The organism is Sphingomonas sp. CCH9-F2, from assembly GCF_001556735.1.
In the GTDB taxonomy this organism is placed as follows: Bacteria; Pseudomonadota; Alphaproteobacteria; order Sphingomonadales; family Sphingomonadaceae; genus Sphingomonas; species Sphingomonas ginsenosidimutans.
This window is the reverse complement of sequence record NZ_LSJO01000343.1, coordinates 12069-31386: the sequence shown is the minus strand read 5'-3', so window position 1 is coordinate 31386 and position 19318 is coordinate 12069. Positions and strand designations below refer to the sequence as shown.

Genomic DNA, 19318 nt, shown 5'->3' with positions numbered 1-19318 from the left:
CCGCCGCAAGACGATGCAAGCGCGCTCGCCAAGACCTATCGCGAGATAGCTAACGCACTACCGGCCGCCGCCGCGGCCGAACGATCGCAACGGTTGCAGTGGCTACAGGAGATGCAGGACGCTTTCGGAGACGGAGCGACGCGCGCCGCCATCGTGGCTCAGCTGGGCGCGGCTCGCCAGGCCGCCTTGGAGGCGGGTGTCGGGGCGCAGAACAGCGGACGCCCCTTGCAGGAGGCGCTCGACCGTTTTCAGTCGGTCCAGTTCGACGCGACGATCACCGCCATACGCACGCTGACCGGGGTCGAGGATCCTGTGTCGGCTCTCCCTGATTACGGCCGCGGGCGCGCCAACGCCGTCGCGGCGGGAACCGCGCTTCGCTCGGCGGCGGCGCAGTTCCTTGACGTGGTCGAGCGCAATCTTGAGAGCTTCGGTGGTGACCAGAGCGCGCGCGCCGGCGAGGTCGCCAAGAGCATAGCCGAGATCGACGGCGCGCTCGGCGGTATCGCGGACGATCTCGCCGCCATGGAGGCATCGCATGCTGCTTGAGCGCGCGGCAGGGCTCGCCGACAAGATCGGTCGTTACCAAAAGCTCAAGGCCGCTGCGAATGAGGCGGACCTGTTCCGCACCCGCGCAGGGCAGTTCAGCGAGGCGGCGACGCTTCTGTCCCAGGCACGGGCGACGCTCAGACGCTTCGCTGATGCAGGCGTGAGCATTGATTTCGTCCCGGCCAATGCCGGCGATCTGGCCGACAAGTCCTTACAGCTGCGTGCAATCGCTACTGATGATCCTGCCGGACTAGCCAGCCCGCCGTTCAACGTCGCGCACGACTTCACCAACAGGTTGAAGGGCCTGGCGATCGCCGCGAACACCGCGATCCAGACAGGATGGCAACGCTTCGTCGCCGAGAACGGACCTGGAGGCTCGGACGAGATTCTCGAAGCGCTGGGCAAGCTGCCGCAGATGCGCGCCAGCGTGGCACGCATTCGCCAGTGCCGCCAAAGAGTGTCGGCGCTTGCCGCCACCTTGCCCGCCGACCCTGCGCACGCTGTCGACCAGTTGCGCGATCTCACCAGCGAGCACCGCACCGCCTGGACGGAACTGACCGCTGATAGTCTCCCGGCCAGCGTGGTCACCTTCCTGCGCGCCTGCGCGGGGGGAGGCGCCCCCATTGTCGCGCTGACCGGCGAGGTGCGCGACTGGCTCGACGCGCGCGATCTGCTCGGCTCGTTCCGCATCCGGATCGGCTGAAGCGATGCCGCTCTCCCGAGACGCGCTTGCCCTGCTGGATCGGATCGAGGCGCTCGAGATGCGCTCGCTCGCCTGGGGGTTCACCGCCGGGTCGCTCGGCGAGGAGGAGGCGCTCGACCTGCTCGGTGGCGGCAGCGCCGCGGAGGACGCGCTTGAGGAATTGATCGAAGCTCATGTTGTCACGGAGCAGATCAGCCTGAGCGGCGGCCGCCGCTATCGGTCCCGATTTGCCGAGGCAGTCCGCCTGCTCGCGGCTAACCGCCAGCTGTTCGCGAACAAGCCATGGCAGAGCGCACCGCGGCTGGTGGCCGACTTCCGGGTGGATCGCCGGCCGCGCCGGTTCCCACGGCGCGATCGCCCCCCGGGCGAGGTGTTGGCCGCCAGTGCCGAGACGATCGCACCGACCCCGCTCAGGCGCGCCGTCTGGGAGGCGCTTACTGGCAGCGCCGGCTTGCGCCTCGCGGCGTTCCAGGAGCGAGCGACACTCCTCATGGCCCTTCCTGTCGGCGATGCTGGGACGATCGTCACCGCGGGCACCGGCAGCGGCAAGACGATAGCTTTTTACCTGCCAGCGATGCTCGGCATCAGCGACGCGATCGGCAACGACCACTGGGTCAAGGCGCTGGCGATCTATCCGCGGGTCGAACTGCTGAAGGATCAGTTCGCCGAGGCTTTCCGCATGGCTCGGGCCATCGACGGAGCGCTTGCCGCGCACGGCAAGCGGCCGCTCAGCATCGGCGCGCTGTTTGGTGCCACTCCACGTCGCGCATCCGCCCAGGAATTGCAGGACCATGGCTGGACGCGACGCGGCCGGGACTGGGCCTGCCCGTGGATGCGCTGCCCGAGTTGCGGCGGCGAGATGCTGTGGCGGGCCGCCGACCTCGAGAACGGAGGCCGGGAACGGCTGCACTGCGCCCGACCCGGCTGCGGCTCCCAAGTCGACGAGCGCCACCTCGTCTTGACCCGGCAGCGGATCCAGCAGCAGCCGCCTGACCTCCTGTTCACGACGACCGAGATCCTCAACCAGCGGCTGTCCGATCAGTGGAACAGGCATGTGTTCGGAGTCGGCAGCGCTCGCAAGCCATTCCTCGCGCTGCTGGATGAGGTCCACACCTATGAGGGCACGAGCGGGGCGCAGGCCGGTCTCACGCTGCGCCGTTGGCGGCACCTGCTCGGCGCTCCCGTGCACTGGGCTGGCCTGTCGGCGACACTGGGTAACGCAGCGCGCTTCTTCGCCGATCTTACCGGCGCGCTCCTCGATCGGGTCGTGGAGGTCAGCCCAGCGGCGGACGAGTACGAAGAGGCCGGCGCCGAATATCAGCTGCTCTTGCGCGGCGACCCCGCCTCCCGGGCTTCGCTCCTCTCGACCACGATCCAGACCTCGATGCTCGTGTCGCGCGTTCTCGATCCGCCCGGCGCCGCGGGCAGTTCCGGCGCCTATGGCCGCCGCGCCTTCCTGTTCACGGACGATCTCGACGTCACCAACCGCCTGTTTGACGATCTGCGCGATGCCGAGGCCTACACAATCTTCGGCAAGCCCGAGTCGAGCCGACTACCCTTGGCGGCGCTTCGCGCGGCGGGGACCGAGGATCGCGCCCGTGACCTCGAAGGGCAGCGCTGGCGGCTGTGCGAGGACATCGGCCACGCGCTCGACCGACGCTTGGTGATTGGCAGAACCACCTCGCAGGATGCCGGCGTGGCAGCCGATGCGAACGTGATCGTCGCGACCGCCGCGCTCGAGGTGGGGTTCAACGACCCGCAGGTCGGCGCCGTCATCCAGCACAAGGCGCCGCGCGGGATGGCGTCCTTCCTGCAGCGCAAGGGCCGGGCAGGACGAGACCGGGCGATGCGCCCGCTCACCTTGACGGTGCTGTCGGATTACGGCCGCGACCGCGCGTTGTACCAGTCCTACGAACGCTTGTTCGATCCGGAACTCGATCCGCAATATCTCCCCGTCGGCAATCCCTACGTGCTGAAGATGCAGGCGACCTTTGCCTTCTTGGACTGGCTCGCGGCGGAGACCTCCGGCTACGAAAAGGCATGGGCGTGGGACATCCTCAGCCGGCCGATCGACCAGCCTTCGGCTTCTTCTGCAGCGGTGCTTCAGCGGATGCGGGACCTGCTCACACGCCTGGTGCAGGGTGACGACGCGGCGATCGTGAGCCTGCGGTCCCATCTGATCGGCGCTCTGCAGGTCGACGAGGAGACCGCGGAGGGACTGCTGTGGGAGGCACCGCGCTCGCTGCTCCTCGAGGCGGTCCCGACCCTTGTAAGACGGCTGTTTCGCCGTTGGCGCTTGGCCCTCCCATCGGGCGGAGCCGCCCTCGACCTGCACGAGCCCTTTCACCCCCTCCCGGACTTCGTGCCCCGCAACTTGTTCAGCGATCTGAGCCTACCAGAGGTTCGCATCCTGGTGCCGCCAGCGACGGTGAACCACGACTGGCGGACCGACGTCATGCCGGTTCTCCAAGCGCTCCGGCAACTCGTTCCGGGGCGCGTCACACGACGGTTCGCATTCGAGCGTGGCGGCCTGTCACACTGGGTGCCGGTAGATCCGGCGCTGCCCGTCCAGCATCGCCGCATCAGCGACTACGCCGAGGAACACGAGTTCGTCGGCGAGTTCACCGCCTCGCTGAACGACGAGGGAGAGGAGGGGCCGCTCCTCGTCTTCCGCCCGTGGACGGTCAGGCTGGCCAAGGTGGCGCGTACCGAGGCGCTTCCAAGCAGCAATGCCCTGCTGACATGGCGGACCGATATCGTGGCGAAGGGCGAGCCAGTGAGCGTGCCGGTGACCCCTCGGTCGCCCTGGCGCCCGTTCGTCTCCAGCGTAGACTTCTTTTTGCATCGGTTCCGCGCCAGCGCGGCGGTCCGCCGCTTTGCCCCAACCGCGCATGCGACCGTCAGGACCCTCCAGGACGAGTTTCCCGTGGAGTTGACCTTCCGGAGCGACGACGATCGGCCAGCCGCGATCGGGTTCGAGATCGAGGTGGACGGTTTCCGGCTCGACCTGGTGCTGCCCTCCCACGCGAGCGTCGGCGGCCATCTCCTCAGCGCACGACTGCTCGGCGCGTCGCGGCTCTCCTACCTGCGAGACCGATTCCGGCTCGATCCTGACCTTCCGGCTGACCTGAACCCATTCCAGCGCGAATGGATCTTCCAGATGCTGTTCGCGGTCATCGCCGCCCATGCCGCGGCCGGAGGCGAATTGTCGACAGCCGCCGCGGACCTGCTTGGCGATGATCACATCGATGCAACCTTCCTTGGCGCTATGGATGAATTCCTCGGGTCCGGCCTGTCGCCCGTCCCGGACGACGAGGACGTGTCCGAGGACGAGATTGATGACGACAATGAGCATGGATCGGCGTCGCAGCCGCAGACGACCCGAGCCGCCGGACGCCTGCAGCAAATCCTGACCTTCCACCTGTCACGTCCGGAGGTGCGCGAGCGATTGCGGGCGCTCGCGCAGGAAGCGCTTTCGCCCGACCCCGCGTTGTTTGGGCGCTGGCTTCGACGCCTGATGCTCGAGACGCTCGGCGAAGCGATGCTGCAGGCCTGCATCGCCGCGGCGCCGCGCCAGGCGACGCTCGACAACCTGCTAGTCGACATTCGCGAGGGGGCAGGGGATCAACCTTCCTCGATCTGGATTACCGAAACCACGCTCGGCGGCGCCGGCGCGCTGCAGTCGTTCGCCGAACGGTTCGCGGCCGAGCCCAACTCTTTCTTCGATGCGGTCGAAGCCGCGCTCGCTCCAACCGACCTCGAACTGGTCGATGGCGGTTTGCGGCGTATCCTGACACTGGCAGGCAGCGATCCTGCTGTCGCCGAAGACCTAAGCCGCCTGCGAGGCACGGAATCGCACGCCCAATCGGCCGAGATCTGGCGCGATTTCTCCCGAACACTGACTCAGCGCGGCGGCATCGACCTCAGCCACGCGCTGGTGGTGGCCTTCAACAGCCGTCTGCTCCGGTCCGGCGCCGGCCCGGCGCTCGACGCCCTCCTCTCGGACCTGACTGCCTGGTGGGACGACCTGGAAGATCGGCTCGGACTGTCGCTCGGTATGCGCGAATTTGCCTACGCCGCCAGCCGGGAGCAACATTGGCGAGGCCGCGTCGAGCAGTACCTCGCGGCGACACTGCCTGCCGGTGCCGCCTCGGGCACATCGGTGTACGCGGCTCTCCTCAGCATGCTCTGGGCGCGCGAGAGCGAAGTGCGTCGGACCAGCCTGCAGTCGTACAATCCCTACCGCGACGCGAGGGCGACCGACCCCGCCATCGTGCGAGCATTGGTCCTGCGGCGGACCATCAGGACGGTCGAACTAGCAGCGGCCGATTGGCAGGAGGCACTCCAGTCGGCGTTCGCCGAGGACGGCGCTTGCCGCTTGAGCGCGACCAACGCGCAGTCGCGCGACCTGCGCCGCGCGCTCGTGTTGTTGGGGGCGACCCCGGTCGATGTCGGGGTGCTACAGTTCTTCCCGGCGATCGAGCGGATTGAACGCGGCGAGGATCGGGTGCTCGTCGATCTCATCCTGCGCGAGCACGCCTGATGGCTCATCCGACCCGCGATCTACATGGTCCAGCGCAAGCCCGGAGCGTCCGTGATCTCTTCCAGACGCTCTTCGCCGCCGAACTCCTGAGCCCAAGCCGGAAACTCTGGCTCTTCTTCGCATGGATCTCCGATGTCGAAATACTCGATAACTCCGCTCGGCGGTTCGCCGCGATCGAGCCAGACTGGCCGGCTGCACCAATAAGGCTCTCACAAGTTTTGGGCGCGCTGCTGGCGCGCGGAACATCCGTCCGGCTCGTGATACGCGAACACGGCCACAACGAGTTCTTCATCGGCCGGCTTCGCACGCTTCGAGACCGCTATGGTGATCAGCTTAAGTGGGTCGTCGAGAAGGACTTCCACGCAAAAGGGCTGCTCGGCGACGACTACTTTCTCAGCGGGTCCATGAATCTGACGTTCAGCGGAATTTCAGTCAATGGCGAACATCTCGTTCTCCGGACAGATCCGGCGGCGATCGCCGAGCAGGCCGAGCAGCTCGAGTTCCAGTGGGAAGGAAGGATGTCGTGATCGCCTCCGAGGTGGAGGTGGCAAGAGCGGTCGCCACGCACTTGCGGGCGCGGGCAACTGCGTTCCTGCTGCCGGCGGCTACGGCCGAGCTCTGCGGCCGCCTGCTCGAAACAGCCGAACTGCCGACTTTCCCAGGCGCGCTGATCCCGGAGCAACTCTCCGACACCGAACTCGTTGTGGTCGCCGCCGCGACGCCCTCCGACTGGCGCCGCCTCAGCCCGGTGTTGCGTGCTTTTGCCGGCCCGACGCTCACCTCCTTCGATGGCCTGCCATCCGATGGCCTGCCCACGCCTGAGCTCGCGTCGATCCTCGCTGAGGCAGGGGCGCACGTTTCCGCGATCATCCGGCTACCAGCCGAGCCCGCCGGACGGGAGACGGCGCTACGCGCGCTCACGCGCGCCCGCGATACTTTGACGCGCGCGCCACTGCTGACCAAGAGTGCTCCGGAACCGACGAGCTGGCTGCTGGCCCGCTTTCAGGATCACCTCAACGTCGGGCGTCGTGATGCTGCCGAACGGGTCCTTGAGCGTCTTGGGGACGAACTGCGGCTCGACGCGCTCAATCTTCGAGCTCTCCAAGTCCAGCTCCTTGCGACCTTTGAAGACTGGAGCGGCATTGTCTCGCTGCAGGGCTTCGCCAATCTCGTGCAGGCGCGCCGTACGCCGGCGACTACGGCCATTCTTCTCGAAGCCTTGTACCGGGATCGGCTAGCGGAGTTCTTTGCTAAGGGGGATCGGGCGGCGGTCGAGCGACTTTACGTCGACGAGGTGCGCGCCCTTGCGGCACCGATGCTGCAGGCACCGGTCTCGCCCTCGCTACGCACGGGCGGGCTGCGGATCGCCGGCCTGGAAGCGCTGACTGTTCCAGCACGCGGCGACCTGAAGATCCTCGCCGCCTCCCGCATTGGAGAGCTTGGATGGCTTGCCGAGCGACTGGCCGGAGTGCCCGATCCCGCGCAGGCCTCCCCACCGGCACCGGATCAGTCACTGGTGTCGGACACGGCGGACAAAGCGCGAGAACGCTTGTTCGAAGCCGAAGCGGTGGAGAGCGTCGATGCCATGGCGATGGCGCTGGCCGCCCTTGCTCGCCTGAGCGAAGCGCAACGCGCGGAGATTGCCCAGGCAGAACCGTTCCGGTCGGCACTCCGTGCGCTCCAACACGAAGCAGGAGCGGCCGAGGTTCCGACCTCGTGGGCAACGTGGCTCGCCCGATCGTCAAGCCCTGACTTCGTCAACGCGCTCGACTTGGCGCGGATGGGTGCGGACGAGTGGTCGATGGGCGGCAACGCTGCCGACCCGCGAGAGGTGGGACTTCTCCTTGACGGACTGGATGCGGCGCAAGCCGATCCCCTCGCCGCTGAACGCACTTCTCAGGCCCTGCCATACTTGGTGGCGGCACTTCGCCGCGATCCGGCCTTTCCAAACTCCGCCTTGATGCCGGTCTACTCCAGCCTGCTCACCTTGCTGGCGCTGGGCAGTGCTCGAGGCGCGGCAACCTACGGGTCGAGCCTCGTGCTCGTCGATGCTCTGCTAAGCGTCGGCACGGATCGCGGACGGTATCGCGAACTCATCGCCGACGTCGACGAGATCGCCGGCCAAGGGCTCGGAGTGGACATGGCCTATTGGACGCTTGAACTGGTCGAGTTGTTTATGCGCTCTGCCGCTCCCGACGAAGTGGAACGGGAGCGGTTGGTACACTCAATCTTGGCCCGGCTGGCGCCGATCGGCGGACGACTCAGCAGCTTCCAGCAAGCAGCCGTGCGCGGTCTCGCCCAAGAGTTTGGCTGGTCGCTGAACGCCGCTCCTATCGCTGCGAGTGCCTCGAGAGACGATTTGAGTACCCGCCTCAGCGACAAGTCGATAGCGATCTATTCGCTTGTCGAGAACGCGAACCGACAGGCGAAGGCGGTGCTCGAGAGTCTGTCAAGTAGCGTCGACGTCCAGCTCAGCAGCGAACATGTGGGCACCTCACGCCTCCGCGCACTCGCCACAAACAGCGACCTTTTCGTGATCGCATGGGCTGCCGCTAAGCACGCGGCCACCGACTTCATACGCGAGCACCGTGGAGGACGCCCTCTAGTTTATGCAGAGGGGAAGGGTTTATCAAGCCTGCTCCGAGCCGTCGAAGACTTCTTCGGCAGATCAGCCGACTAATATATATTGGGCAGCGCGCATCTCCTTTGGTGGGCTCCTATGAACTCAATATGTCTACAAGATTTCCCGCGCCAACGATCGGCGGACGAACTTGGGAGTTGCTATAAAGTAGTCGCGCGACGATTCCGCATCTTAGGCCACAGCTACTTTCTGAATGACCGATGGCTTCGCGGTGCTTCAAATCGGACATGCGGCAATCCACCCATGAATGCAGGTCTGAGTTCCGCAAACTTTGCCGAAATGCAGACATTGAGCATCGGCAGGGACGTCACGTGACTGATGCTCGCCAGCTGTCGCGCCTCTTGGCGGGATGCGCCCTCGGTATAGTGGTTAGTCGTTCAGGCCTCCGATAACGGCTGCTACGATCAGCCCATCATCGGAAATGCGCGCGAGGCGGGATACCAAGGCACTTGCAGACCAAGCCGAAGTGCGGTTGTGCCGGGATAGATCGCGACCTCGGCCCGCATGATCCTGGTCGCCTTCGCCGCGAGGAAGATCCCACCATTGCCGATCAGATCGGCCAGGCGGCGGCTAGGCAGGGCGTCTACCACGGTGTCGGGCAAATACTCATTCCACAGCGTCAGCCGCACGTCGGCCGCGCCACGGCGCGGGCCGTCGTACACCAAGTCCTCGACGTAGCTGAACCGGTCGGTGTGATAGGTGAGCATGATCCTGCCGTAGCGCGTGCTGAAGAAGTCGCCCCTGCCGCCGTGGATCCTCGACTTGCGCGCGACCGGGAGGCGCTGCGCCGATGGCGTGGAGAGAGCGAGGCATTCGCCGCAGGTCCGCATCCTGAACCCGGCGCAGAATTCGCGGGCACTGATGTTCCCCATTAGCAGGAAGCGGAGGCCGCTGGCGGATATCCGCGGGTCACGTGCCATCATCCGCGCCGCCGCCCGATTCACGTCCGGCCCCACGGGTTCGGCGCGGCGTCGTCGCTTCGGTCGGCGACGTCCTCCGCGATAAGCCGTTCGCGGGCGTCGCAGGCGAGCACCGGGTCGGCATTGGACACCCAGGCGACGACGTTCTTCTCCGTGCAGAAGCAGCGCAGTCCCTTGGCGGTCAGATACCAGTCCTTGGCCGGGCAGCTCGCACAGGCGGGCACGGGATCGGGATACACGCTGACGGGCAGCTGGGCGAGGACGGGACTGTCGTGGCGTCCGACGAGCCGGCTGGCAGCTCCGAACCAGAGCTGGACCTCCTCAGTGGGTAACAGGTCGACGGCGCTGGATTGATTCGCCATCGTCAGGCGTCCTTGTCGAAGAAGGTCTTGATGACCTCGACCAGCTTCTCGTGGACGAGCCTCGCATATTCGAGCCGGTAGCTGGGATGCGCCTCGGCCATCGGCTTGAACTTGACGGTGAGGTCACCGCGGTGTCCCGGCTGGATGGTGGCGATGACGCGGTCGTGGCGGTTACGCACCTCGATCGCCGGGATCGCCACTTTGCCGGCGGCGGCGGCCTTCAGCTCGGCGGCGACGCGGGGTGCGGCATAGCCCTTGCCGGCGATCAGCGCGGCGCGGGTCAGGAGGGCCTCGCGGGTGTCGTCGTTCTCGATCAGCGGAGCGAGATCGGTCCACTGGCTGAGGCTGATCTCGCGGCGGTCGGCGAAGGCGGCGAGGATCGATTCGGGCGCCTTGCGGAAGGAGAGCCCACGCGACATCGTGGACTTGTCCACGCCGACCAGCCGGGCGAGCGCGCTGTCGGAGGTGACGATGCGCCGGCCGAGCAGCGTCTCCCAGCCGCCTGCCAGATCCCAGAAGCTCGGGCGGAGCGCCTCGCGGTCGTCGCGGTAGGCGATCCCGATCGCCTCATCGCGCGGAAGATCCGGATGAAGGCGGACGCGGAGCTGAAGCCCGGCGGCGAGGCAGGCGGCGCAGCGACGCGAGCCGGCGAGGATCTCCACGATCCCGTCGGCGGCGGTCTCGCCATGTGCGTCGTTGATCTGGCCGACCGCCTTCAACTCGTCTGCGAGCCGCTCGATTGCGTCGGGCGCGTGCGGCGTGTCGACGCGCGGATTGAGCGGCGAGATGCGTAACGCGGCGGGATCGACGAGCACGACGCGCGTCGTCGAGCGCGGGGCGGTGGTAACGAGCGGCAACTGGTCGGTCATCGGGCGGTCCTCTTGGCTGGTGGTCACCCAGCCTTGGTCGAGGTCGTCGTGCGGCAGCCATGTAAGTGCGAGGGACATCGTGATCGCTCAGCGGACATGCGCGTGATCGGCGGTGATGCCGGCAAGCCCGGTCCACATCGGCACCAGGATGCGGCTCTGCAAACCGGCCGGGATGGGCATCCCGAACAGCCGGGGCATGGCGGTCCCCACCGCCTGGACCTCGCGGGCGATCAGGCCCGCATGGACGACGTTGCCGAGCGCCAGCGGCGTCCACATCGGCGAACCGGCCGCGATCCAAGCGTGGATGTGCGTGTCGATCCCCGGCCTGAACCACAATGCAGGGATGAAGGTCTGCGCGACGGGCGTCAGCCCAGGCAGGACCTTTCGTCCCGTCAGAACCGCGACCAGCGGCCGGTCGTCGGCCACGGCCTTGCCCTTGCCGCCGGGCCAGATCCGCGCCTGGTCGACGAGACGCTCGAGCGACCGTCCCGCCGGTCCGCGGGCGCGATGGATTTTGGACGCCCGTCGGCGGACCGCGCCGCCATGATCGTCACGCTTTCCGACATGGCGGGCATGGCGAGCATCGAAATGGCCCAGCTCCACGTCGTCGGCGTTGCCCATCACGATCCCCGCCGTTCGCCAGGCATCGTCTCGCCCGTCGGTCGGCGTGTCGAGCGACTTCAGCATCGAGCGAACCAGTTCGCGGTTGGCGGGACCGGCGTCCGCGACCGACAGCGGCACGCTGCCGATGCTGAGCTTCCGGCGACGGGCATCGGCGAGCGCGGCGAACCGGTTGATGCCGGGATCACGCGCGCCGCCGGGGAAGGTATCGACGAGCGGCGCGGAAAGCAGGTCGGACAGCATCAGCCCCATATAGACCGGCAGATCGCGATGGTAGGTGGCGGCAGTGTAGATGGGCTTGGCGAGCTCGGTTTCGGAGGCGGTCGTCATCGTCGCCGGATCCTGCATCGCGGTGGCGAAGTCATAGTTCAGCCGACCTGCGACCAGCGTCGGCAGCGGATGCGTGGGATCGAAATAGCGACCGGCGAGCAGTGCCTGCACCATGTGATGCGACAGCGCACTGGAGCCGAGCAGGAAACCAGCGCGGGTACCGAGCCGTAGCGCGCGGCTGACCTTGACCGGATCGGCGAATTCGCGACGGCCCCGGCGCGCGTCGAGCCGGGGTCCGCCCGGAGCATCGAACAGGCGGCGCTTGAGCTCGAGACCGATTTCGCGCACTCGCGCCACCTCGAACAGCGATGCCATCGCCCCAAGCGGCCCGCCGAATGTGAGCGGAAAGGCGCCGCAGGGGGCCGCCATCCACGGCAGCGCCTCGAACACGCGATCGAGGCGGCGGGTGACGACGAGCTTGTAGACGAGATCGGTCCGCACCCGGGCAAGCAGATCGATCCGGGCTTGCGGGTCCGGGTTCTGCAAGCGACTGAGATCGCCCGTTAGCAGACCCGACCACGATGGTGGCGCGTTGGTCGGGATGCCCGCCATCGGTCGCTCGACCCGGTCGGCCAGCTCCTGCAGCTCGTCGGCGAACATCGCCGGGGCGAGTGGCTTCGGCCGTCCCCGGATGGGCAGCGCGTCGGTGATTCGGATCACGCGCAGACCTATCGTCTCGCCGACGACGGTGAACAGGCCAACGGCCTCGACGATCCGACGCGCGTGCTCGATGGCCGACGCGATCTTTTGCTGCCGGTCGTGGTGCAACAGTCGCGGCTGGGCTGCGGCTTCGAGCGCGGCGACACAGGACCGGAGCGGCTCAGCGATGGCCGCATTTGCCATACGGGCATTCTCACGATGCTTCGGGTTGGTTGTCCCGCGCAGCCCTTCTTCGACGACGCGGTGGAAGGCGCGGACCATGTCGATGGTCGCGCGCGCGACCTGTACCACGCCGCTGCCGGCGAGCGACGAACCGTTCCCCTGGCGCTGGACGATCCACGCGGCGCGCACCGCCGCGGCGGCCTGGCGCTCGGCGACAATCAGCTCGGCCATCGGCCCGCTCGCATACAGCCCCTCGAGCCAGTTCGCGGCCCAGCCGATCTCCCAACCGGCCACCTTCCAGAAGGCGGCGGGCGCATAGCGGATGCCGGTGATGTCGTAGAGCCAGCGCAAGATGTCGGCGCCGCTCTGCGGCCGGGTGATGTGGCGGTGCGCGGCATCGTCCATGACGATCGCGCTGCCGTACCCGTCGACGTATGCCGCGAAGTCCGGCTCGCGCGTGCCGACGATCGCCGCGCCGGTCCAGGTCGACACGGGTCCGTCGATCTCGCGATGCGGCAGGACCGCCTTGGCGAGCGACACGCCGGGCGGCACCACCGCGACCTGGTGGGGCGAAGCGGTGCCGTCAGGCAGGATGACGTCCGGCAGGATGATCCGCGCTCGGTGGGTGAGGCCTTCGATGTCGTCGCGGTCGTCGCGGTGAAGCGCGCGATCCGGGGTCATGCGTCGCCCTCCGTAAAGGCCTGGACGATCTCCCATCCGGCGATAATGTTGGCGCGAGCTATCTCGGCCTGATCCCAGCGCTCGACGATCTCGCGCAAGCCTTCGGCGCGGTTGACCAGCGTCACGATCTCCGCCTCGCGCGCGAGTAGACGCTCGGGAACGCGGGGATCGAACCGGTCGTAGATCGCGGCGAGCTGCGCCCGGACGGTCTGGAGCTCGGCGCGCTGCTGCACGACGTCGGTGATGACGACGCCGCCGACGGTGATCGACATCATGCCTCGTCCCCCCGGCTAAAGCGGAGGTTGGCGTCATGGTCGGCCAGCCAGTTGGCCGCGTGACCACGGGTGCGCTCGATCGGGACCGCCACGTCCGTCTGGCGCGCGGTGGTGACGGCGAGGTGGCCCTGGCGCGACAGCGCCGGTTTCCAGCGCCAGCGGCGGCTGGGATCGCGACGCTGGTGCTCGGCGAAGCGGCGGCAATCGTCGCGGTAGCGCGCCTCGCCGTCGCGGTGAAAGGCCGCGGCACCGCCCGCGGCGAGCGGCGCGCCGCCCGCGATGATGGCGGGCAACAGCAGCGCGCCGAACCGCCGGTCGGACTGACCTGTCGCGGCGTCGTCGAACAGGCAGCGCTTTGCCGCTGCGGTCAGGTCGTAGAGACCACGATGACCATCGGCATGTCCGGGCGCCAAGCCGAAGACCTTGGCCGCTTGGCCCAGCCCCAGCTTGGGACGCTTGAGCCAGAACGGATCGATGCGGCCCTGCTTCAGCAGGCCCAAGTCCAACAGGAGGCATTCGCCGGCGACTTCGAGCATCGGATCTGACGCACAGACACGGTGCAGTCGGCCGAGCAGATCCACCTCCCCATCGTCCGGCGATCCCGACGCTCCCAGCCGCAAGATCGCGTCACGCCAGTCGAGCGTGTGGAAGCCGAGCACGGACAGGATATGCTGGGAGTCGAAGCCCCGTTCGGCGAGCATGCCGCCATGGACATAGGCGGTGTAGTTGGGGTGGTAGCCAAGCGCCGCCTGTTCGGCATCGAGCACGGCTGTCTGTACCAGCGCAGTCTCGCGTGCGTCCCGCGCATCCGCAAGCTCGCGCTCAACCGCAGCGATGAGAGCGTCGTCGGAAAGGGGTGTGATGTCGTTCGCCATAGCCGTGTCTCCTTCGAGACACGTCGACCACGTCCGCCGGTGCGACAGCCATGAAAGTCCCCGTGGCGTGAGCGCCTCGCAAGGGCTGGGGGAGCAGGGCAGGGAGGTGTCAGGCATCGGCGGCATCCAGCGTGTGCGCCGAGCCCGTGCCCAGCCTTGAGCTTATGGGTTGAAGGGGCCGCATTGCACAGCTGATTTTCACCCGCTCCGCAGACGTCACGGATCGGCAGCGCCGCCACGACACAGGTCGGCACTTTCCTGGCTGCGACACGACCTGTCGAACGATGGTGCCGGGCATGACGGCGCGATCCACGATCCGAGCGACGGCGATACATCGCAACCCGACGAGCGGCGTCTCACATCAGCAATACACCGTCGCCGAGCCAGCAGTTAATCCGAAGGTGCGTGCGCAGGGGCAGTTTCAGTTTGGGGGTGGGGGGCGCATTAAATGAAATCGCCTGCGTCGATTTCGGGCAGCTCCGCCGGCCTGGCCCCACCCCCACCCCTTCCTGAGTTCTTTCTCGTCCTGCCCGATGGCAGTTGCACCCCGGCAACGCCGGAGACGTGCCGGATCATCATGAAACAGGCGCGTTCCGAGGCGCGCAAGCAGGCCAAGATCAAGCGCCACGAGAAGGCGGTCGAACTGCAGATGGCGCTCGAGGACCGCGCCGCCGCACGGCGGCTCGAGCAGGATCTGGCCGAGATGCACCGCGCATCGATCCGCTGGGGCGGACGGTTCAAGGTCCGATCCGAACCTTCGCGGCCGGCGCGACGGACATCGCCAGTGGCGAAGCATGGCGGCGGTATGTCCCCTGTGCGGTCCAGTGTCGTCGTCGATACCCCACGCGCGCCGTCGTCCTGGGTCGTCGACGGGCTCGGCATGCGGGGCATTATCTGGCAGCAGACCTACATTGGTCGCAGGTCGCCGGGGTTCCGCCGCGGCGCGGCGCGCGAGCATTGGAACTATATCGTCCGCGACGAGGCGGTGCTGTTGGGATCCGATGGCGAGCCCGTCATCGTTTCGAACATGGGCGAGGACTGGGTCGAGATCGGCGCCGCCTGGCAGGCGATGGAGGACGCGACGACCCGCGCCAACGGCAAGGTCCAGATCCGCTGCATCGCGCCATTCGACAGCGACATGAGCGAAGCCGAGATGGTCGATGCGCTGACGCATTTCTGCAAGACCGTGCTCGATCCGCTCGACCTGCCGTATTCGGCGGCGATCCATCGGCCGCCCCCGGGCGGGGACAGTCGCAACTTCCATCCGCACATCGCGCTCAGCTTGCGTCCGATGCGGCGGGTCGAGCCCTATTGCTGGGACATCGCCGACGAGGTCTGCGGCGAGCTCGACGGGCGCGACGGCGTGCAGATGCTGCGCCATCTGTGGTCGCATTCGATGTCGGAGGCGGCGGAGCGTGTGGGGAGCAACCGGCGCTATACCGGCCTCGGCTACGGCGCGCGGGGGCTCGATCTCGACGCCGGCGAGCACCTCGGCGAAGCGCGGTCGGCGATCGTGGCGCGCGGCGGACAGGTCTTGGCGCATGAGCGCAATCGCTTGAAGCACCAGCGCAATGCACTCCGCCGCGCCGTGCGCGACGCCGACCGCAAGATCGCCGCGCTAACGACCATCCGCGACGCCGCGCTGGCGCGGATCGCGCGGGCACAGGCGTCGCCGGTCATTGGCACGATCGTCCGCGCAGCGCCTCCAGTCAGTCAGGCAACAGTGCGTCCGCCATCCAAAGCGGCGCGACCGGCTAGCACCTGTGCGCAGCCGCGCATCAAGCCTGCGCAGATCAGGGTGGCCGCTCACGCGGCCGTGCCGGCACGAACGAGCACGCCGGCGGATGCTTTCGAGGAAAGGCGGGCGGCGCTGCCGCCGAGTGCATCGCCGCGCATTGCCGGCCAGTGCATCGCCGCGCCGCTCCCATGCTCCGTCACGGGGCTTGCTGTCTCCAATGCGCCAGTGGCTGAGCCACGGCGGACCGGCTCGATCTCGGCAGGCGAGGCGCAACACCGCACCGCTCATACCGCGGACGTCAGCCCGGCAGCGGAATTGATCGCCTCCCGAACGCGGCGCGAGCACCGGACACGCCGGGCTTCCACGCCCGTGCCCACGGCTACGCCGCTCATTGCCGCGACACCGCCACCGACATCGCGCACCATTGAGGACGACTTCCTCTACCGCCTCACCCGGGCTCGCGCCCGCCGCGAGCGCGAACGTGTCGCGAAGCGCCGGCGCGACCGGCAGATGCTGCTCTCCGACACGCCAACGCTCGCCGACCGGCCGCGGCTCGACCTGCTCGAAGCGTTCCCGGTGACGCCGGCTGTCACCATCCCGACCGCCACACTGGCGGAGGACCATGAGCGCCTGCGGCTGCTGATGCGCATCGATGCCTATGTCGCCGACTATGGCGGCGATGAACTCGACATCGGGATGGCGGCCTTGAAGACGATCGGGGCCGACGATGCCTGGCTGGCCCGACCCTGGGTTCAGCGCGGGCTCGCGGTCGTGCGCGTGAAGCAGCAGGCGGTGGTTGCGGCGATGGTCGCCGACGCCGATGCGCGTCCGCTCGCCTATGCCAAAGCCGGCACGCGCTTCTGGCCGCGCGACCTCGACGCAGACCGGTTACGCCGGCTAGACCGATGGGCGAGCAACCCCGGTTTTCAGCAGGACGTGTTCGACGTCGAGCGCCGCATCTATCGAGCGCATCAGGAGCGTGACGCGGCCGCACGACGGAACAGCCCGCTGTTCACTGAACGCGATACTGCCGTGCCTGGACCGCCCTATGCCGATGGCTTCGGCGGCTGGAGCGCCACACCGCCGCCCACGTTCGTCCACCGCACCGTCGCACCGCGCATCGCGCCGTTCGACGCCGCAACCGGCGCTTCGAGCCAGGCGCTGCTGCGATTGCTGCACCACTGCGGCACGCGGCCGGACACGCTTGCCTTCGCGGATGACGGCAAGCTGACGACGCTGCCCAGCGCATCCAAGACGATCGAACCGCTGCTCCAGCTCTGGCGCGACGACTCCCGCGTCGAAGCGCTGGTGGTCGAGACCGTCACCGCCAGCCGCGCCGCTGGCGAGCCGGTCTGGCCCGAGCCGTACCGCCAGGCGATCCGACAGCTCGCGGCTTCGGTCAGACCACACACGTCCAGGCCGAAGCGCCGGCGCGTCCCGCCCGCGCAAGAGCGAGACCGGTAGCCACACGCCGCCGGCTGAATGGCCCAGACGCCCCCCAAGAACAGAGACGTAAAGGGGAGGAAGTGAGCCGGAAGGTGATGGGAAAAATGCAGAAATAACGCATTTGACCCGTCCCTGACGGCTCCACGCCGGCGCGACGCCGCCTGCGTGCAATCACGTCGAAGGAAACCCCAATGACCGATACGATCACCATGCTCTGCCGCCGCGAGACGGCGGTCCAAGCCTTGCGCCCGCGACCGCCGTTCAACGCACGGCCGGTGTGCGCCGCCGGGCGCGAGAGCCGTTCCGCCGAAGGGCCGTTCGCCACCCACTACACCGCGACGGCGTCCTGGCTGTACATCAATCGGATCAGCGGCAGCGACCGCTTCGGCAAGGTGCCAGACGGCTATGTCGAGCGCGGCGACCTGCTGGCCGCAGGCCGCTGTCATCCGCTCAAGATCCCGCCGCAGCTGCGGTCGGGCGATGCGCTCTGGCGCGAGGCCGACGCGGCCGCCTCGCTCGAAGGACCGCGGGGGATCGCGGCGACGCACATCGTCGCCGATCTGCCGCCCGTCGACGACCCAGCACGCTGGGCCTGGCTCGTTGAGACCTTCGCGTTCCGGCATCTCGTGGACAAGGGGATGATCGTCGATTGGGCGGTCCATGCCCGGCGCGATGCCGAGGGCGGGTGGATCGGCACGCCGCATGTCCACCTGCTGGCGACCGCGCGCTTCTGGCGGCCGGGCGGACGCCACGGCGCGCGGCACTGGCAGTGGTTCGCCAACGCCGGCCAGACCCGCGCCGTCGAGGACGCCTGGCTCCAGTTCGTCGGAGCGCGCGCCACCGCCGGCTGATCCCACCAACCACCATCACACCGACGCCCGTCGCCTCACCCGAGGCGGCGGGCGTTGTCGTTTCAAGGACCATTCGCATGAGCTTCTACCACTGCAATCCCAACACCCCCGGCGAGCGTCTCGCCCGCAGGCTCGAGGCGATTGGCAGCCACCGCGTGCTGCGCCGTCTCCCCGATCCTGCCAACATCTGGTGCCGCTCGATGCCGGTGCCGGGCAACGTCTTCAAATTGGCGGTCCTCGACTGTGAAACGACCGGCCTCGATCCGGAGCGCCATCGCATGATCGAGTTCGCCATCGGCACGCTGACGATCGATCTCGATGGCGGCGACGTCGTCGCTGTGGAAGCGCCTCGGTCCTGGCTTGAGGATCCGACCGAGGATCTGCCGCTGGAGATCGAGCGGCTAACCCACATCACCTCAGACATGCTGATCGGTCAGTTGTTCAGGGAGGACGAGATTGCAAAGGTGCTGGCCGGCTGCGATGCCATCGTTGCGCACAATGCGTCGTTCGACCGGGCGTTCGTCATCCGGCGGTTTCCGGCGCTGGCCACGCTCCCCTGGCTGTGCTCGATGCGTGAGGTTGACTGGCCCGAATTGGGGTTCAGCGGCGGTCGCGGCATCGCGCACCTGCTTACCCAGGCCGGCTTCTTCCTCCCCGACGCCCACCGCGCCGGGGCCGACGTCTGGGCGACCATCTGCCTGCTCGCCTCGCCCACGAGCGACAAGCGTACGGTAGCTGCGGCGCTCGTCGAACGCGCCCGGCGCGTCACCCATCGGCTCTACGCCACCCGTGCACCCTTCCAATGCAAGGATGTGCTAAAGGCGGCTGGATACCGATGGTCGGCGGAGCGCCGCGCGTGGTGGATCGAGGGTGAACCCGAACGGATCGCCAACGAGGCTGGGTGGCTGAGGGGACTGTCCTCCGGCATCGATCCTCAAATTGAGAACATCGATTGGATCAGCCGGTATCAGTGACTGTCCTATATGCCGTATCGACATGCAAGGTAGCCAGATCATGGCGGCGGCGAGGTGTACGTAGCTGGTGAAATTAGCTTTGCGGTGATTGTAGCGCGTGCGAAGCGGCGGAGGCACCCGG

At 67.7% G+C, this 19318-nt stretch carries 14 protein-coding genes; 8 read left to right on the top strand and 6 right to left on the bottom strand.

Features of this window, described 5'->3' with window-relative positions; translation table 11 throughout:
- The 5 genes from AX685_RS22530 to dpdD all read left to right on the top strand — a co-directional run.
- Positions 1 to 546 (top strand): hypothetical protein (locus AX685_RS22530; protein ID WP_197418558.1); only part of this gene is annotated, 546 nt, incomplete at its 5' end.
- Positions 536 to 1249 carry a hypothetical protein gene (locus AX685_RS09985; protein ID WP_066488115.1) on the top strand — a complete coding sequence of 238 codons (714 nt, stop codon included), beginning with the start codon at positions 536 to 538 and terminating at the stop codon, positions 1247 to 1249. The genes AX685_RS22530 and AX685_RS09985, both read left to right, overlap by 11 nt.
- 4 nt (positions 1250 to 1253) lie before the next feature.
- Positions 1254 to 5792, top strand: coding sequence for a protein DpdJ (dpdJ, locus tag AX685_RS09980; protein ID WP_066488113.1), 4539 nt, complete (start codon positions 1254 to 1256; stop codon positions 5790 to 5792).
- Complete coding sequence (gene dpdK, locus AX685_RS09975; protein WP_066488111.1) at positions 5792 to 6319, top strand: phospholipase D-like domain-containing protein DpdK; 528 nt, start codon at positions 5792 to 5794, stop codon at positions 6317 to 6319. Before dpdJ ends, dpdK begins: the two co-directional genes overlap by 1 nt.
- A complete protein-coding gene (gene dpdD / locus AX685_RS09970) occupies positions 6316 to 8472 on the top strand; it encodes a protein DpdD (RefSeq protein WP_066488108.1) in 2157 nt (718 codons plus the stop codon). Before dpdK ends, dpdD begins: the two co-directional genes overlap by 4 nt.
- Before the next feature lie 365 nt (positions 8473 to 8837).
- On the opposite strand, the gene AX685_RS09965 is transcribed toward dpdD, so the two are convergent.
- From AX685_RS09965 to AX685_RS09940, 6 genes are all read right to left on the bottom strand, one after another.
- Entirely contained in the window at positions 8838 to 9356 is a 519-nt protein-coding gene (locus AX685_RS09965; RefSeq protein ID WP_156445754.1) for a hypothetical protein, read from the bottom strand.
- A gap of 17 nt (positions 9357 to 9373) precedes the next feature.
- On the bottom strand, positions 9374 to 9715 hold the full coding sequence (locus tag AX685_RS09960) for a hypothetical protein (RefSeq protein WP_066488104.1): 342 nt from the start codon (positions 9713 to 9715) through the stop codon (positions 9374 to 9376).
- Positions 9716 to 9717: 2 nt separating this feature from the next.
- Positions 9718 to 10530, bottom strand: a complete 813-nt coding sequence (locus AX685_RS09955) for a ParB/RepB/Spo0J family partition protein (protein WP_197418557.1) — start codon at positions 10528 to 10530, stop codon at positions 9718 to 9720.
- A gap of 141 nt (positions 10531 to 10671) precedes the next feature.
- Entirely contained in the window at positions 10672 to 12897 is a 2226-nt protein-coding gene (locus tag AX685_RS09950) for a hypothetical protein (protein WP_197418556.1), read from the bottom strand.
- Positions 12898 to 13034: 137 nt separating this feature from the next.
- Positions 13035 to 13310, bottom strand: a complete 276-nt coding sequence (locus AX685_RS09945; RefSeq protein WP_156445752.1) for a hypothetical protein — start codon at positions 13308 to 13310, stop codon at positions 13035 to 13037.
- A complete protein-coding gene (locus AX685_RS09940) occupies positions 13310 to 14188 on the bottom strand; it encodes a hypothetical protein (RefSeq protein WP_066488098.1) in 879 nt (292 codons plus the stop codon). Before AX685_RS09940 ends, AX685_RS09945 begins: the two co-directional genes overlap by 1 nt.
- Positions 14189 to 14636: 448 nt before the next feature.
- Here AX685_RS09940 and AX685_RS09935 point away from each other — a divergent pair, with 448 nt between their 5' ends.
- From AX685_RS09935 to AX685_RS09925, 3 genes are all read left to right on the top strand, one after another.
- Positions 14637 to 17390 (top strand): hypothetical protein, encoded by a 2754-nt coding sequence (locus AX685_RS09935; RefSeq protein WP_156445751.1) that lies wholly within the window; start codon positions 14637 to 14639, stop codon positions 17388 to 17390.
- Positions 17391 to 17563: 173 nt separating this feature from the next.
- A complete protein-coding gene (locus tag AX685_RS09930) occupies positions 17564 to 18223 on the top strand; it encodes a MobA/MobL family protein (protein WP_066488095.1) in 660 nt (219 codons plus the stop codon).
- A gap of 77 nt (positions 18224 to 18300) precedes the next feature.
- Positions 18301 to 19197 (top strand): 3'-5' exonuclease, encoded by an 897-nt coding sequence (locus AX685_RS09925; protein ID WP_066488094.1) that lies wholly within the window; start codon positions 18301 to 18303, stop codon positions 19195 to 19197.
- The last annotated feature ends 121 nt before the right edge of the window (positions 19198 to 19318 follow it).